This is a genomic window from Asaia astilbis JCM 15831, assembly GCF_000613845.1.
Classification (GTDB): Bacteria; Pseudomonadota; Alphaproteobacteria; order Acetobacterales; family Acetobacteraceae; genus Asaia; species Asaia astilbis.
In genome coordinates, this window is record NZ_BAJT01000004.1 from 129,520 (window position 1) to 144,664 (window position 15,145).

The 15,145-nt window shown below is 59.8% G+C and carries 9 protein-coding genes and 3 pseudogenes; 3 read left to right on the top strand and 9 right to left on the bottom strand.

Annotation, left to right across the window (positions count from 1 at the left end):
* Positions 1-30 precede the first annotated feature (30 nt).
* Positions 31-2,262, top strand: coding sequence for a primosomal protein N' (locus JCM15831_RS04360; protein ID WP_051528307.1), 2,232 nt, complete (start codon positions 31-33; stop codon positions 2,260-2,262).
* A gap of 83 nt (positions 2,263-2,345) precedes the next feature.
* Here the strand turns inward: JCM15831_RS04360 and JCM15831_RS04365 are convergent, their stop codons facing one another.
* From JCM15831_RS04365 to ykgO, 3 genes and pseudogenes are all read right to left on the bottom strand, one after another.
* Positions 2,346-2,609, bottom strand: a complete 264-nt coding sequence (locus tag JCM15831_RS04365) for a hypothetical protein (RefSeq protein WP_025823011.1) — start codon at positions 2,607-2,609, stop codon at positions 2,346-2,348.
* 71 nt (positions 2,610-2,680) lie between these two features.
* A complete protein-coding gene (locus tag JCM15831_RS16605) occupies positions 2,681-3,325 on the bottom strand; it encodes a tetratricopeptide repeat protein (protein WP_232227992.1) in 645 nt (214 codons plus the stop codon).
* 43 nt (positions 3,326-3,368) lie between these two features.
* A pseudogene (gene ykgO / locus JCM15831_RS20860) lies at positions 3,369-3,488 on the bottom strand (type B 50S ribosomal protein L36); the annotation flags it as partial.
* Positions 3,489-3,653: 165 nt separating this feature from the next.
* Here ykgO and JCM15831_RS04375 point away from each other — a divergent pair.
* Positions 3,654-4,046 (top strand): hypothetical protein, encoded by a 393-nt coding sequence (locus JCM15831_RS04375; protein ID WP_025823015.1) that lies wholly within the window; start codon positions 3,654-3,656, stop codon positions 4,044-4,046.
* 51 nt (positions 4,047-4,097) lie between these two features.
* On the opposite strand, the gene JCM15831_RS04380 is transcribed toward JCM15831_RS04375, so the two are convergent.
* Entirely contained in the window at positions 4,098-6,182 is a 2,085-nt protein-coding gene (locus JCM15831_RS04380; protein ID WP_035773911.1) for a S9 family peptidase, read from the bottom strand.
* A 239-nt stretch (positions 6,183-6,421) separates the two neighbouring features.
* Between JCM15831_RS04380 and JCM15831_RS04385 the strand changes: the two genes are divergently transcribed.
* Positions 6,422-6,952, top strand: a complete 531-nt coding sequence (locus JCM15831_RS04385) for a DUF2501 domain-containing protein (protein WP_025823021.1) — start codon at positions 6,422-6,424, stop codon at positions 6,950-6,952.
* Positions 6,953-7,066: 114 nt separating this feature from the next.
* On the opposite strand, the pseudogene mdoH reads toward JCM15831_RS04385, so the two are convergent.
* From mdoH to JCM15831_RS16615, 5 genes and pseudogenes are all read right to left on the bottom strand, one after another.
* A pseudogene (gene mdoH / locus JCM15831_RS16610) lies at positions 7,067-9,242 on the bottom strand (glucans biosynthesis glucosyltransferase MdoH).
* On the bottom strand, positions 9,218-10,741 hold the full coding sequence (locus JCM15831_RS04395) for a glucan biosynthesis protein (RefSeq protein WP_025823022.1): 1,524 nt from the start codon (positions 10,739-10,741) through the stop codon (positions 9,218-9,220). Before JCM15831_RS04395 ends, mdoH begins: the two are co-directional and overlap by 25 nt.
* A 135-nt stretch (positions 10,742-10,876) precedes the next feature.
* Complete coding sequence (locus JCM15831_RS04400) at positions 10,877-12,340, bottom strand: mannitol dehydrogenase family protein (protein WP_025823024.1); 1,464 nt, start codon at positions 12,338-12,340, stop codon at positions 10,877-10,879.
* Positions 12,341-12,515: 175 nt separating this feature from the next.
* Positions 12,516-13,571: an FUSC family protein gene (locus JCM15831_RS04410; RefSeq protein ID WP_025823027.1), complete on the bottom strand. Its 1,056-nt coding sequence runs from the start codon at positions 13,569-13,571 to the stop codon at positions 12,516-12,518.
* Between the two features lie 3 nt (positions 13,572-13,574).
* Positions 13,575-15,130 (bottom strand): annotated as a pseudogene (locus JCM15831_RS16615) (Do family serine endopeptidase).
* Positions 15,131-15,145: the final 15 nt, after the last annotated feature.

The window sequence follows — 15,145 nt, forward strand, 5'->3', positions numbered from 1 at the left end:
GGGCAGGGCAAAAAGGGGCGCTCAGGCAGCATGACAGAACCGAGCTTAGAGAAGCTGACAGCAGAAGGCGAGAGAGAGCGTGTTAGCGTGCTGGTGCCGCTGCCTTTTCCGACCGCGCTGGATTATTTGGCACCAGCCGGCTCAGTGGCTCCGGGCGATCTCGTGAGTGTCCCTCTGGGACGCAGGCAGGAAACGGGGTGCGTCTGGGAAGCGCAAACCGATGTGCCAGCTGATTTCGCACCCGTCACGGGGCGCGCTGTGCCTCTCGCGAGGTTGAAGCCTCTTCTCGGACGACTCGACCTGCCCTCGATTCCGGCCGATCTCCGACGCTTCATCGACTGGCTGGCCGCCTATACGCTTACGCCGCCTGGCCTCGTGCTCGCCATGGCCATTCGGGCGCGTCATACTCAGCCGACCCGTGTGCAACTGGGCTGGATCAGGGGATCTGCCGAGACGACCGGGCTGCGCATGACCGAAGCGCGTCAACGTGTGCTCGATGTCGTGGGTGACGTCCCGCTTTCGACCGCGTCCCTGACGGAAAAGACAGGGGTTTCTGCTGCGGTTCTGCGTGGCCTTGCCGCTGCGGGAGCGTTGCGCGAAATGCCCCTCGTTGTACCTCCGCTTTTTGCACCGCCCGAACCGGGCTTTCACGTGCCTCACCTTTCGATCGAGCAGCAGGAAGCTGCCGATCGTCTTGCCGAGGGTGTGCGGGCGCATCGTTTCAGCGTGACCTTGCTGGAAGGGGTCACCGGCTCCGGCAAGACCGAGGTCTATTTTGAAGCCGTTGCGGCCTGTCTGGCGGCAGGAAAGCAATGTCTGGTTCTCTTGCCCGAGATTGCACTCTCGACCCAATGGACGGACCGGTTTGCCCGTCGGTTCGGCGTCCAGCCTGCTCTGTGGCACTCCGAACTTGGCGGTAAAAAGCGCCGGGAAACCTGGCATGCGATTGCGCAGGGACAGGCCTCTGTCGTGGTCGGCGCGCGCTCGGCCCTATTTCTACCCTTCCCTGATCTCGGCTTGATCATCGTGGATGAAGAGCACGAATCAGCCTTTAAGCAGGAAGAAGGGGTGACCTATCACGGGCGGGACATGGCGATCGTGCGGGCACGACTTTCGGATGTTCCTGCTATTCTCGTCTCGGCGACACCGAGCCTGGAGACTCTGACCAATGTCGAGACCGGCCGTTATGGCCATGTCACGCTGCAGAGTCGTCATGGCAATGCGAAGCTGCCGGAGGTACGGCTCCTCGATATGCGTCGAGCCCCGCCCGAGCGTGGTCAGTTTCTGGCGCCGGAGCTGATCGGCGCCGTTCAGGCCTGTTTCGAGCGTCAGGAACAGGCCATGCTGTTTCTGAATCGTCGTGGGTATGCTCCGTTGACCCTTTGCCGGGCCTGCGGTCATCGCATGGAGTGCCCACATTGCTCGGCATGGCTGGTCGAGCATCGGGCGCGACAGATCCTGACCTGTCACCATTGCGGTTATCACGCAGCTCTGCCCGAGACCTGCCCGTCCTGTGAGGCTGAAGCCAGCCTCGTGGCGATCGGGCCCGGGATCGAGCGGGTTTACGAAGAAGCAAAGCTGCATTTCCCGGAGGCGCGCATTCTGGTCATGGCGTCTGACACGCTCGGTTCGCCTTCTGCGACGGCTGAAGCCGTCCGCCGGATCAGTGAACGTGAGATCGATCTGGTCATCGGGACGCAGATCGTCGCCAAAGGCTGGCATTTTCCCGATCTCACTCTCGTAGGTGTGGTCGATGCCGATCTGGGTCTTGGGGGCGGAGACCTGCGTGCGGCAGAACGGACGGTGCAGTTGCTGCATCAGGTTTCAGGACGTGCGGGCCGGGCGGACAAGCCGGGAACGGTTTTGCTGCAAAGCTATCTCGGCGATCATCCCGTGATGAAGGCGCTCGTCTCGAATGATTATCAGGCTTTCATGGAGCAGGAGTCAGCTCAGAGAAAGCCGGGATTTTGGCCGCCTTACGGGCGTCTCGCGGCACTGATCGTCAGTGCCGATTCCGCTGAGGCAGCCGACAGGCTTGCGGGGCTTCTCGGTGCCAAGGCGCCCGATCTGCCGGGCACACAAGTGCTTGGACCGGCCCCTGCCCCGCTGGCCATTCTCCGTGGTCGCCATCGCCGCCGCTTGCTGCTCCGCACACGGCGCAATGTGGCGGTTCAGCCGATTTTACGAGAATGGCTGGAGGGCGTGAAGCTGACCACGCATGAGCGGATCGACATCGATATCGACCCGATTTCGTTTCTGTAGAGCGAGATAAAGAGATGCTGCCCTGCGCCATCTAAAAGCGCAGGGTAGCATTGACGTGTGCCTAAGTGAGAGAGTGCCGAAAATCAGGCCTTCTTCTCTTCCTTGTTGTCACGCTTGGGCTTGATCGCCTTGACCACGAAAGTGACGATGGAAACGATGGCGAGAATATGCTGAGCGTGCGGGCGAAGCTTCTTGGGGCCGAACATGCTCACAAAGGTCAGGCCGCCGAGAATGGCTTCTTTCGTCTGAGGCTTCGCCGCACAACAGATCTTGCTGAGGCCGCAGCTCTTTTTGGTTTCTTCCGGGTTGGTCAGTTCAGTGACCTTGGCTTTGTTCTTCTTGAACATCGGAGTCTCCTTTGATGTCTCTGTCCTGTTCAAACAACGTAGACGAGACAGAGTTGAGATCGTGGCGCGCTTTAAATCGGGCGTCCATCCATGGCAGTCTGAAGCGCCTTCACACGTTTGGCACCATGTGCTGCCCAGGGATCGACCACGAGCACCTGCTGTGCTGCAGCGAGTGCGGCTTTCATGTCGTGCCGCTCTTCTTCGATCTGCGACAGAAGCTGCCATGAAAGGGGATCGTCAGGATCTTTTTGCAAGGCGACACCCAGATCGCTGATCGCCCCTTCGAAATCGCCAGCAGCATAGCGCACCCGGGCGCGACCACGACGGATGAAGGCCTTGTCGGGTTGAAGAACAAGCGCATTATCCAGCGCGGCCTCAGCTTTGCGGTAGTTATGGTCTTTCAGGCTCAAATCGGCATTTTCCAGCAGCAGGCGTGTGCTGGCCGAGAGCCCTTTCTGGCGAAGGGTTTCAGCGCGTCGTTCCAGGGCGCGTGCCTCGGCCGGAGTTTTCGCGGCGCGCAGGGCGTCGTTGACCTTGGGCAAAGGGTCCGGCTTTGGCTTGGCCGAGGGGGCAGCCTTGCCCGAGACCGAGCTGTGAGTGGCCTGGGGGGAAGGCTCGGAACGGGCCGGGGAAATGGCCAGAACGACAAAAGCCGCGCTGCTGATAAGCAGACACGGCTTGACGACGGCCCGGTAAAGGGCCGTTGACTGCGTCAAAACGGGGCTGAAGCTCCGTCTCGGCATCAGCAGAAAGATTAGCCTGGCGTGCTTTCATACGCGGGTTCTTCTTGTTGATGACATAAACGCGACCGCGACGACGAACGACGCGGCAATCCTTGTCACGGATCTTGGCGGATTTAAGGCTGTTACGGATCTTCATGATAAATTTCTCCCCGGGCCATGCATGACGAACGGGCAGTGCCCGCGAATGGTCGTCGGAATACGCATCGCCATGCCGGGAGTCAACTCTTTGCTGCGTTTCTTCACCCGGAAACGCTGTATTTTGGGCGTTTTCAAAGACTGAAAACGCAATTATCCTGATTCAATGAAGAAAGCTCTGACCGTTTTCGCTACCGTCCTGCTGGGTCTGCCCCTCGCTGCCCAGGCTGCGCCTCATCCAAAGAACGATCCTGCATCGATCCTCAACCGGATTCTCGCCGTTTTGCAGACGGATCCGGACTCCGCGAGTGACGCCTGCGTCGAGGCTCTGAAAGAGCTTCACAAGACGCAGAAGATCGTCGCGGATCAGGATACGGACAGCACCAATTCGGATGCTGCCGTTGCGCGTGACGTGCTCGAATCCGATTTCGAAGAGACGATCGAGGTCTGCGGAACAGATGCCCGCAGATTATGCCGTACCAAAAGCGAGACCCAACCGAAATTGCCAGGGCTTTGTGCGGCGATCCGTCCCCGTCCGCAGAGCGAAGGCGACGACTAGAAACGGCCAGCAACGACCCGGTCTATACCGGGTCGTCAGAGCATGACTCGGTCAGAGGGGACGGCGGGCAATTGCCCAGAGAGCGAAAGCCTGCACATAGGCGACCTCTTCCAGACGTTTAAAGCGGCCCGAAGACCCGCCATGCCCGGCATCCATATTGATGCGGCACAAGAACGGACCGCCCTGAGCGACCTCCCGCAATCTGGCGATCCATTTTGCCGGCTCCCAATAGGTGACACGCGGGTCGGATAATCCGCCCATGGCCAGAACCGGCGGATAGGCTGCGGCCTTGATGTTGTCGTAGGGCGAATAGCTAGCAATCAGGTCATAAGCCTCGGCATCTTCGAGAGGGTTACCCCATTCGGGCCATTCGGGCGGGGTGAGCGGAAGCGTGTCGTCCGACATGGTGTTCAGCACATCGACGAAGGGCACCTGTGCGGCAATTCCGGCAAAAAGATCGGGGGCGAGATTGGCGACAGCTCCCATAAGCAACCCGCCGGCGGAACCACCATGGGCGATAATGCGCCCTTCCTTGCCGTAACCCTGCGAAGCGAGAAAACGTCCGCAGGTGACAAAATCGGTGAAGCTGTTTGGCTTGTGTTTGCCCCGGCCTTGCAGAAACCAGTTCCAGCCTTTTTCCGATCCGCCTCGGATATGAGCGACGGCGTACACCCAGCCTCGATCGACCAGGCTGAAGACCGATGTGCTGAATCCTGACTCCATCGAGATTCCGTACGAACCATATCCATAGAGCAACAAGGGAGCGGTGCCATCGCAGGGCGTGTCGCGACGCTTGAGCACGGTAACCGGAATTTCAGCGCCGTCTTCCGCCCGGGCGAAAAGGCGACGTGTTTCGTACAGGCACGGATCATGGCCCGAGGGGACGTCACGGATTTTTCTGAGGGTCTGCACATCGCTCGTCAGCTCGATGTCGTACCAGTGCGCAGGCGTTGTCGGCGATTCATAGATATAGCGAAGGACGGTATCGCTATATTCCAGAAAGCCGAGCAGTGTGAGGTCGAACGCCTCTTCCTGCATGCCGATGGTCTTTGCATCGGCACGGATATCCCCCGTCGCGCTCTGAGCTGCGACATGGATTTCGATATTGCCGTTGACGCGCTCCGCCCAGGCGAGGTGGCTCTTGCTGGCAGCAGAGCCAAGCAAAAACCGTCCGGGTTCGTGGGGGACGTAAGAGCTCCAGTTCTCACGCGAGGGGCTCTGATCGGAGGTCTGCATGAGCTGGAAATCGATCGCCCCGCCCGTATTGGTGAGAACGATGAAGCGGTCATTCCAATGGGTGAGCGAGTAACGCTCGCCACGAACGAGCGGGGATGCGACTTGTGGCATCTGTGTCGGGTCGCTGGCTGGAATGAGGAGCGTCTCATTGGTGTCGTGGTCGCCGCGCTCGATCAGTATCCACTGGCGCGATGCTGTCACGTTCAGGCTGACGAAGAATCCGGAATCCGGCTCGTCGAATATCAGCACGTCTTCTCCGCCGGCGAGGGGGCGTCGATAAACTCGTGACGGGCGCCCGTTGTCATCGCGATAAATCCAGAACAGCCAGGCGCTATCAGGTGAGATGACGAAGCTTCCTGCAGCGCTCTCGACCGGTGCAGCGTAAGCCTCTCCCGTCGCCAGATCGACGCTATGCAATCGATAGACTTCCGAGCCCTGCGTATCGGCTGCGTAGACAAAAATACGGTGATCGTCGGAGTGGCTTGTCCCCGCGAGGGCGAAATAAGCGTGCTCTTTCGCCAGAGCGTCCACGTCGAGGAGCACCTGTTCGTCGCCCCCATTGCGAGGTCGGCGCAGGTAGACCGGGTGCTGGGCATCCTTCGCAAAACGCGAGAAATAAAGCCAGTCGCCATCCGGCCAGGGAACGGAATCCTCGGCAGGCGGAATCCGGCCGATCATTTCCTTGAGCAGTGTGTCCCTGAGTGCGCCGACGTCGCCCAGCGTGTGTTCCGTATAGGCGTTCTCCTCCTGCAGGGCCTTGGCAATATCGGCGCGCAGCAAGGAGGGATCGCGCAGCACTTTCTGCCAGTTCTCGTCCTTCATCCAGGCATAATCATCCTGTCGGACGCGACCGAGCTGAGTGATGGTATGGGGAACACGCCTGGGGGTAGGGGAGATCATGGCCGGGCCTCGGGGTCTTTGAAAAACAGGAGGCACAGAGTGCGGCAGAACAGGGCGCGTCTCAACAGGCATAAGGCGCTTCTCGGTTGAAGTTTCGGTACGGAAACAAACCTCTCAGTCGCTCAGCTGTTACGAACGGACACGTCCTTCACCCCAGGGCTCTCTCTGGGAGAGTGCGTTTTGGCAGGCTCACCCCTCGAAACAGGGCCTGAAGAAGAGCAGAAAAAAGGATAGGTCTTATGTTGTCACGTACTTGCCTTGGTCTTACCGCGCTGTGCAGCCTTGTTGTTGCCGGTGCCTCCGCCCACGCCCAGCAGGCCCCGGTGCCCTCAGTTCCCTCGGGAACGCAGTCGACCATGATGCCCGCAGGATCGGTTGCGGTGCAGCGTGATGGTGCTCCCGGTGCGGCAAGCACCGTGATGCAGGCCGTTGGCGGTTCTGGTGTGAGCAACACTGTTGCCACCGTCGCGACGCCCGGTGCTCTCGACAGCTATGGTCTGCCGTCTCTCGATTCAGCCAAGGCAGGCAATCTGGCCGGTCTGGCCAGCTATTGCGTGCGCAAGCATCTGGTGCATGGCAACACGCTCCGTGTCATCGGGCGTGATCTGGCAAAGCGTCCGGACGTGAAGACCGACCAGTATTACTCGCTGGGTGGTCAGGGTCTGCTGCAGACCAGCACGAACGTCCCGTTCGACGTTTCCACCCTCGATGCCAGCCACCGCACGCAGCTCTGCGCTCAGGTCGGTCAGCGCGGTAAGGCCATCAAGTAATTCCTTGTTGCCCTGATCAAGAAAAAGGCCAGTCCGTTTGGACTGGCCTTTTTTGTTATGGCAGGCGCAGTGATCTCAGCACTGTCCTGGGGAGGCTATGTGCCCCACCAGAATTCAGTAAGGCAGCGCGAGCACCAGATCGAGGCCTTCTGCACTGCAAAGGACAGCGGCCTTTTCCTGCCGTGTCAGGCTGCCAAGGGCCGCGGCAACCGAGGGTGATTCCTGCAATTTGAGCAGGCCGACAACAAGGTTGGGATCGATCGCGGTACCGGGCTGGCGCGGCGCGGGCAGGGCCCGACGATGCTCCGCTGCCAGATCGGGGTTGCTGCGCAGAGCCGCAAACGCTTCTTTTGGTGCGCGGTTGGGCATGGCTTCAGCCTGGGTGCGACGAAGGTCGTTATCGGCGGCCAGTCTGAGAATGGGCGGGAGATCACTTTCCTCAGGGATAAGCAGAAGTCCCCAGCTCTTCAGCCACAGCCCGACATTCCGGCTGGCTGTCATTGCGGCGAGCGGGATGGCGAGTGCGAGGCCCACCAGAACGGGTGTCATCCAGAGAAACAGCGAGAAGGACACAGACCAGGCCGCAGAGGCCAGGACGACACCGAATGCGGTGTAGATCCAGTAGCCGTCTGCGATCTCTGTAAGCGAGACGCGATCGTCATCGCGGTTCTGGGCATTCCATCCGGAGTCGCGGCCACGAAGAATGGAGATCACGCCCGACGTGTGGATCAGCATGGCGATTGGGGCGATCAGCCCGCCGACCAGCGTCTCAAGCAAAATCGAGGCGACAAGACGCGCGAAACCACCGCAGCTCCGCAACATGGCCCGATCGAACAGGGTTGCGATAAGGGCAAGAATCTTGGGCGCGAGAAGCACAGCCATGGTGCCGATGAACACATATTTGGCCTGTACCGGATCAACTTGCGGCCAGTGGGGATAAAGGGTTTTGGTGTCGCCGAAATACTCCGGTCGGTCAAAATGCGACTGAAGAGAGATCAGGATGCCGAACATCAGAAAGAGCAGCCAGAGCGGTGACGTGATGTAGGCGCCGATGCCGACCATCATGTGCATACGGCTCATCCAGTGGAGACCGCGAGAGAGCACGATTTTGCCGTGCTGTAGATTGCCCTGGCACCAGCGCCGGTCACGGATCGCGACATCGGTAAGCGATGGAGGGCTTTCTTCGTAGGACCGAAAAGGCCGGGGATCATGTGAATGGCCCAGCCGCCGCGACGCATGAGAGCGGCCTCAACGAAATCATGCTGAGAATGCCACCACCGAAAGGCTTGCGACCCGGCAGATGAGGAAGCCCTGCCTGCTCGGCAAAGGCGCGGGTGCGAATGACGGCGTTATGGCCCCAGTAATTGCCTTCGGAGCCATGCCACCAGGCGATGCCATGAGCGATCAGCGGGCCATAAACTCGCCCGGCAAATTGCTGCATCCGCGCAAACAACGTCTTGCCACCGATAATGACGGGCAATGTCTGGATCAGGGCGACCTTCTCGTGCCGCTCCATGGCGGAGACCGTGCGGACGATCAGGCCGCCATCCATGACGGAATCGGCGTCGAGCGTCAGCATTTGCTGATAGGCACCGCCGAAACGCTTGACCCACTCCTCAAGATTGCCGGATTTTCGGTCAATATTCTTGGGTCGACGACGGTAGAAGACCCTGCCCTGACCGTTCACCGCCTCGACAAAAGCAAGATAAGCGCGCTCTTCACGAACCCAGACATCGGGATCCGTCGTGTCGGACAGCATGAAGAAGTCGAACGCGTCGATACGGCCGGTTGCCACCAGACTGTCATGGATCGCGCGCAGCCCGACGAGAACCCGGTCGGGATCCTCATTATAGGTCGGCATGAGCACGGCTGTGCGTGTCATCAGGGCCGGAAGAGGGGTATCGCGGGAAATGCCGAGACCCAGACCGCCATGACGCAGGACGGAGACAAATCCTGCGAGCGACGAGGTGAAAGACAGCGAGATCCACGCGCCCAGAATGACGAAGAGCGCCAGAACGATGATGCCGAGTGTCGATACCCCCATGCTGTTGAGCACGCGGTTCATCTCGAACGCGCCCCATCCTGTCAGCAGGACTGCACCGCCGATCACGAAAAGGCGTCTCAGCCAGAGAAAGGACGGTGTGGTCGGGGGATGGCGGTCACGTCCGAACGTCTCGGGACGCTGACGCAGATTCTGCGTCGGCATCTCGAGGGGCGATTCAGCTGGAAGCAAGTCGAAAGGGGCGATTATGCGAGGAAGGCTGCTCACGGGGTCCAACGATACATCCATTTTTCGGAAATCGGGCCCTGGTCACTGGAGAGCTGGCACTCCAGCTCGGCCAGTTTGGCACTGCCCGGGTAGAATTCGAAGGTTGTGCGCCATCCCTTGAGATTGGGGTTGGGCTCAACCACCACGTTCTTGATCGTGCCTGTCGAGGTCTGGGGCAGCAGGTGGAATGCTGCATTGGGCGGCAGATTTTCAAACGGCTTGCCGGTGAAATCGATCACGAACATGCGGCCATCAGCGTGATCGGTGACAGCGCCGACCCGAGTTGCGCCGATGCGTGCCAGATCGGTCGGCCACGGCGTGTCCCAGCCCCAGTACATACGATAGGTGAAGTTGTATTCGTGTCCCGCCTGCATCGGCTGCTTCGGGCGCCAGAAGGAGACGATGTTGTCGTTGACTTCATTCGGGGTCGGGATTTCGACGAGATCGACGGCACCCTCACCCCAATCGCCGATCGGTTCGATCCAGAGTGAGGGGCGCTTTTCATAGTTCAGCGCCAGATCCTCGAAATCATGGAACGAGCGGCGACGCTGCATCAGGCCGAAACCGTGAGGGCTGGTGTCCTGAAAGGCCGAGAATTGCAGATCGACCGGGTTGTTGAGCGGGCGATAGAGCTGATCGCCGGTGCCGGTCCACATCTGAAGCGCTTCGCTATCATGCGCGCCGGGGCGCCAGTCATCGACATGATTGCGATTATTGGCGTCGAAATAGAACATGCCGGTCAGGGCCGCGACACCGCCTTCGGTGATGGTGGTGCGAGGATAGAAGCTCGACTGGACGTCAAAAACGGTGGTGGCACCCGGACGGATCGTGAAGCGGAAGGCGCCGACGACCGACGGGCTGTCCATCAGGGCGTGGATGACGACGGAATCGACGCCCGGCTTGGGCTTCTCCAGCCAGAATTCACGAAAGAGCGCGAACTCCTCTCCCTTCGGGTCGCCTGTGCCATCCGCAAAGCCGCGCGCGGACAGGCCGTAATTCTGTCCTTTGGACACGGCACGGAAATAGGAGGCACCGAGGAAGACGGCGCATTCTTCCATCACGTTCGGTGTGTTGATGGCGTTGCGCAGACGCAGACCCGAGAATCCCAGATCATCGGTCACGCGCAGCAACGGATCGGGATAGGCAAACATGTCCGGGTCATAAACGATGGGGGTCGACTGCCCATCGACGATCTCGTTCATGTTGATACGGGGACGATACAGGAAGCCGCGTGGGAAGAACTCCACGTCGAAGGCCAGGTTCTGACCGTGCCACAGCGCGCGGTCTTCCTTGTAGGTGATGCCGCGGAACTGGTCGAAATTGAGATTGTCGATCGCACTGGGCAGCGATTGCGGGGGAGCCTTGTAAGCCGATTTCGACATTTTCTGTGCGATCTGTCGCACAGTGTTGTTGTCGAATGCGGTCGGTTGGGGAGCCGCAGCAGGCGCTGCTCTGGCTATCTTGCTGGCCCCGAGAACCGAGAGGCCAGCACCGATTTTAACAAGGTCGCGACGCAGCACTATGACTTTCTCCAGCAGGCCCGGCAATGCGCCGGGTGATGTCTGATTTCCTTAACGCCCTTAAGTTACTTTGGGGCACAGGAAAACTCGCCTGCCCTAGAAATCTGTCATGAGTGCGGCTTACGCGCATTGTTTTCAGGCAGAGAGGGCTGCCTTGACCCCTTTTTCGCGGATAATCTTGCGCAACTCGGTCACTTTTGCGTCAAGCGCTTCGTGATCGAGCTTACGCCAGCCATCGAATGCATGGAGTCCGAACCCTTCGGAAAGCTCCTCGCTGCGGGCGATCTTCCAGGTGTCTTCCGTGAAGGTCGGCTCGATCGGATCGAAGCTCCCTCCCTTCTCATTCTTGCCACGCAGCATCTCGAGATAGGTAGCCAGACCATAGGCAACGCGGTCGAGCGGCAGCTTCTCCTTGAGGAGGTTCTGAATGGTTGCTGTCCAGAAAACCTGCACCTTGGACGCACCATCACTACCGATACGCAGATTCTGATCGGCCATGGCCGGATTCGAGAAGCGCGAGATGACCGATTGCTTGTATTTCTCGAGGTCTTCGCCCGGAGCCGCCTTGAGCGTCGGAATGACGTCGGTGTCGAGATAGGTCTCGACCAGCTTGCGAAGATCGGGGTCGCTGATCGACTCATCGATATGGTCGTAGCCGAGAAGCAGGCCCGAGAACGCCAAGAAGATGTGCGATGCGTTGAGCATGCGGATCTTCATGTATTCGAAGTCAGTCACGTCATCGACCATCTGCACGCCCACTTTTTCAAGAGCAGGGCGCCCATCGGCGAACTCGTCTTCGACAACCCACTGAGTGAAATCCTCGGCGACGAGCGGCAGCAGGTCATCAAGGCCGCTGTCGCGGTTCAGACGCTCTGCGATCGCTGAGGAGACGGTCGGGGTGATTCGATCGACCATCGCGTTGGGGAAGGTTGCATTCGCTTCAATCCAGCTTGCCAGTTCCGGATCACGAGCGCGCGCATACCCGAGGAAAGCCTTGCGGGCGACATTACCGTTATGGCGCAGATTGTCGCAGGACATGATCGTAAAGGCGCGATTGCCAGCATCGCGGCGGCGGCGCAGGCCTTCGATGACGTAACCGAAAATTGTCGAGGGCGTCTCAGGGTTTGCCAAATCCCGTTGAACAGCTTCGCTCTCCAGATTGAACTCGCCCGTGTGCTCGTCGATATTGTAACCGCCTTCAGTGATCGTCATGGAGATGATCTTGATGGCCGGATCTGCAAGCAGATTCAGAACAGCATCGGGCTTTTCCGGCGCAAGAATGTAGTCGCGCATGGCACCGATCACGCTGCGCTGGCTCTGGCCTGAAGGAGCGGTTTCGGTCAGGGAAAAGAGGCAATCCTGCTTCTTGAAGTCGTCAGCCTTCTTTTTCGACCGCTCGCCCGACGTCAGCCCGACGCCGACGATGCCCCACTGGTTTTGGCCGGGAAGGCCGAGAACCTTGTTGATGTAGTAGGCCTCATGGGCGCGAAAGAAGTTGCCCACGCCGAAATGCAGGATTCCGGGCTTGATGTCCTTGAGATCGTAAGACGGAGCTGCCACGCCATTGGGCAGGTTTCGCAGAGTCTCATGGGTGATCATAAGCTTTAATCCTCTTTGGTTTCGTTCAGGCTGTCGTTTTCAGCCCCGAGAGAGCGCGCAAGCGCTTCTCTTTGGTCGGAAAACCGGCCCTCATCCAGGTCATGGCCCCAAGGCGCATTTCTGCCCGATCAACGCCCAAGGACAATCACAAGTTCATCGTGATCGCGTTAACGTCTTATTTTCCGATCATGGCGCGGAGATCCTTCGCCCGGCTCTCCGGTTCGCTCATCAGGACATCGGTTGCACGTCTCAGATCCTGACGCAGCAGGGCGATAACGAAATGCATTTCAGGCAAAGCGTCCTGTCCCAGAGTCGGCAGAGCACTTAGCACATCCTCACGTCCGGGTCGGAAAGGGGTCTCATGGGCCTTGCCTGCTGCGTGGATTTCGCAGCGGCGGGCGAGTGAACGATAGGCGTGGCTAAGTCCGGTATGAAGCCCTGCTACCCCTGAAAAACCGCCCCTGTCCTTGCCAGCATTGATCGCACGGGCAACCAGCATTGTGTCGCTCAACATGCGGCGCATGAGCGCGGGAAGCACACTCAGGATCGGGTGGCGCTTTTCGAGTAAGCCCCAGTTTTCATGATAGGCCTCAGCCACGCAGTCATTGATGACCAGCAATTTGCGCGCACACTGATCGTTGCGGTCTTCAAGCTCGCTCCACATTTCCTCACGTCGCAGGGCTGCCTGAAGCAACTCGTCCATTTCGCGGAACATGCGACTGGCTGTGAGGAAACCGCGGCGTCGGGCGCTGGCGTGCAGCACGACGAAGGAGACGATAAGCGAGACGATGACACCCAGAAAAATGGCTGTCAGGCGTTCGGTCAAAGGCCAGTAGGGATTACTGTCGCGCGCTGGCAGGAGGTAGACGATCATCAACGTCACCCCCGCAAATCTCAGCGAAGGGCGGATGGCCGCCAGATAGGCCAGGGGGGCGAGAGCGATCCAGAAAATGGTCCAATAGGTGCCGATAAAGAGCTGGGCCGTGATGGCTAGTGTGCCAACAACGGCACCGATCACGGTCCCGACAATCTGGTCGCGCGCGGTCGAGACGGTCTGGTCGATGCTCGATTGCGTGACGATCAGGGCCGTAATCAGGGACCAGGTTGTTTCGACAAGGCCGGTCGTCTCGCCGATGATCCAGCAGATCGCGACTGCAACGAATGTTCTGACCATCTGGCGCCAGGGCGCCTCTCCATCCTCACGAGCATTTAGCAGAGAGGCAAACGGCATGCGTCACTCTCCGGAGAGCGGCAGAGGCACCCAGCGCAGACCATCCTGTCCCTGAACGAGAAGCAGTACCGTGTGCTTTTTCTGCTGACGTGCGCGCGTCAGCTCTTTGGAGAGGGCATCGGGCGAATTGACGCCGACCTGCTGCACTTCGGTCACCACATCACCGGCTTGAAGGCCGCGTGTATCGGCTGGTCCGTCACGTGTAATATCGGTGACGACCACACCGCGTTGCGAGTCCGACAGATTGTATTTGGATCGTGTCTCGTCATTGATGGCCGAGAACGTGACGCCCAGATCCGCCAGTGCCAGCTTGCTGGGGCCCTTGGCCTTGGCGTCTGTCGGAGGCATGTCCGGGGCTTCGGGGGAGGCCTTGACCACCAGAGTGACATCGAGGGTCTTGCCCTTGCGCCAGATGCCGAAGCGAGTTGATGTGCCCGGAGTGATTTCTGCGACGAGACGGGGCAAAGCGTGCCCGTCGATCGGTTTGCCATCGAGCGAGATGATGACATCGCCAGTCTGCAGTTTGGCCGCAGCTGCAGGACCTTTGGGGTCGACCCGGCAAGCATCGCGCCTTTTTCGGGCTTGAGACCGATGCTATCGGCAATTTCATGCGTGACGTTCTGGACGCGCACGCCGATCCAGCCGCGCGAGACATGCCCGTCTCGCCGGAGTTGCTCGATGACACCCCGCGCGTCATTGGCCGGGATGGCAAAGCCAATCCCGATCGAGCCGCCGCTCGAGCTGTAGATGGCCGTGTTGATGCCGATCACCTGTCCATCGAGATTGAAGAGCGGGCCGCCCGAATTGCCGCGATTGATGGAGGCGTCAGTCTGGATGTAGTCGTCATACAGCCCGTGATTGATGTCGCGCCCACGAGACGAGACGATACCGCTTGTGACCGTTCCGGAAAGGCCGAAGGGGTTGCCGATGGCGAGAACGCGATCGCCGACGCGCGCCTTGTCGCTGTCGCCAAACTGCACGGTCGGGAACGGGGTCTTGCTCTCGATCTTAATGACACCGAGATCGGTCCGGCTGTCGCGACCGATGATCTTGGCGGGGAGAACCGTGCCGTCCTGAAGGGTGACCGAGACCTTGTCGGCATCCTTGATGACATGATTATTGGTCACGATGTAGCCATCGGGCGAGATGATAAAGCCCGAGCCTAGAGCCTGCATCTTGCGCGGCGGCTCTGACGGTGAGGGCGAGCGGTTCATGTAGTCGTGGAAGAATTTTTCCATCGGCGAACCGGGAGGAAATTGCGGCACCTGCGGCCCGTCATCGGGGCTCGCATCCGGGCCTTCGTCATCATCCTCGTCCTCGCCCGGCTTCAGCGTTGCCGAAATCGAGATGTTCACAACGGCTGGCAGCAACCGCGCTGCCAGATCGGCCAGAGAGTCAGGCGCAGCATGCACGCTTCGCGCTGTCTCGGCCGGACCGACCGCGCCTGCAGGAAGGGTCGGGGCCGGCGCTCCGGGCGACGGTGCAGGCTGGGCAAGGATGGAGGAGCTGGCGGAAACCCAGCCGCCCATCAGCGCGGCAAGAACAAGACGATGTTTCATAATCTTACGCTAACG

Excerpts from the sequence above, each read along its gene's own strand:
- JCM15831_RS04380 (WP_035773911.1), bottom strand. The coding sequence starts at position 6,182 with ATGATCTCCCCTACCCCCAGGCGTGTTCCCCATACCATCACTCAGCTC.
- JCM15831_RS04360 (WP_051528307.1), top strand. The coding sequence starts at position 31 with ATGACAGAACCGAGCTTAGAGAAGCTGACAGCAGAAGGCGAGAGAGAG.
- JCM15831_RS04400 (WP_025823024.1), bottom strand. The coding sequence starts at position 12,340 with ATGATCACCCATGAGACTCTGCGAAACCTGCCCAATGGCGTGGCAGCT.
- JCM15831_RS04385 (WP_025823021.1), top strand. The coding sequence starts at position 6,422 with ATGTTGTCACGTACTTGCCTTGGTCTTACCGCGCTGTGCAGCCTTGTT.
- JCM15831_RS04365 (WP_025823011.1), bottom strand. The coding sequence starts at position 2,609 with ATGTTCAAGAAGAACAAAGCCAAGGTCACTGAACTGACCAACCCGGAA.
- JCM15831_RS04410 (WP_025823027.1), bottom strand. The coding sequence starts at position 13,571 with ATGCCGTTTGCCTCTCTGCTAAATGCTCGTGAGGATGGAGAGGCGCCC.
- JCM15831_RS04375 (WP_025823015.1), top strand. The coding sequence starts at position 3,654 with ATGAAGAAAGCTCTGACCGTTTTCGCTACCGTCCTGCTGGGTCTGCCC.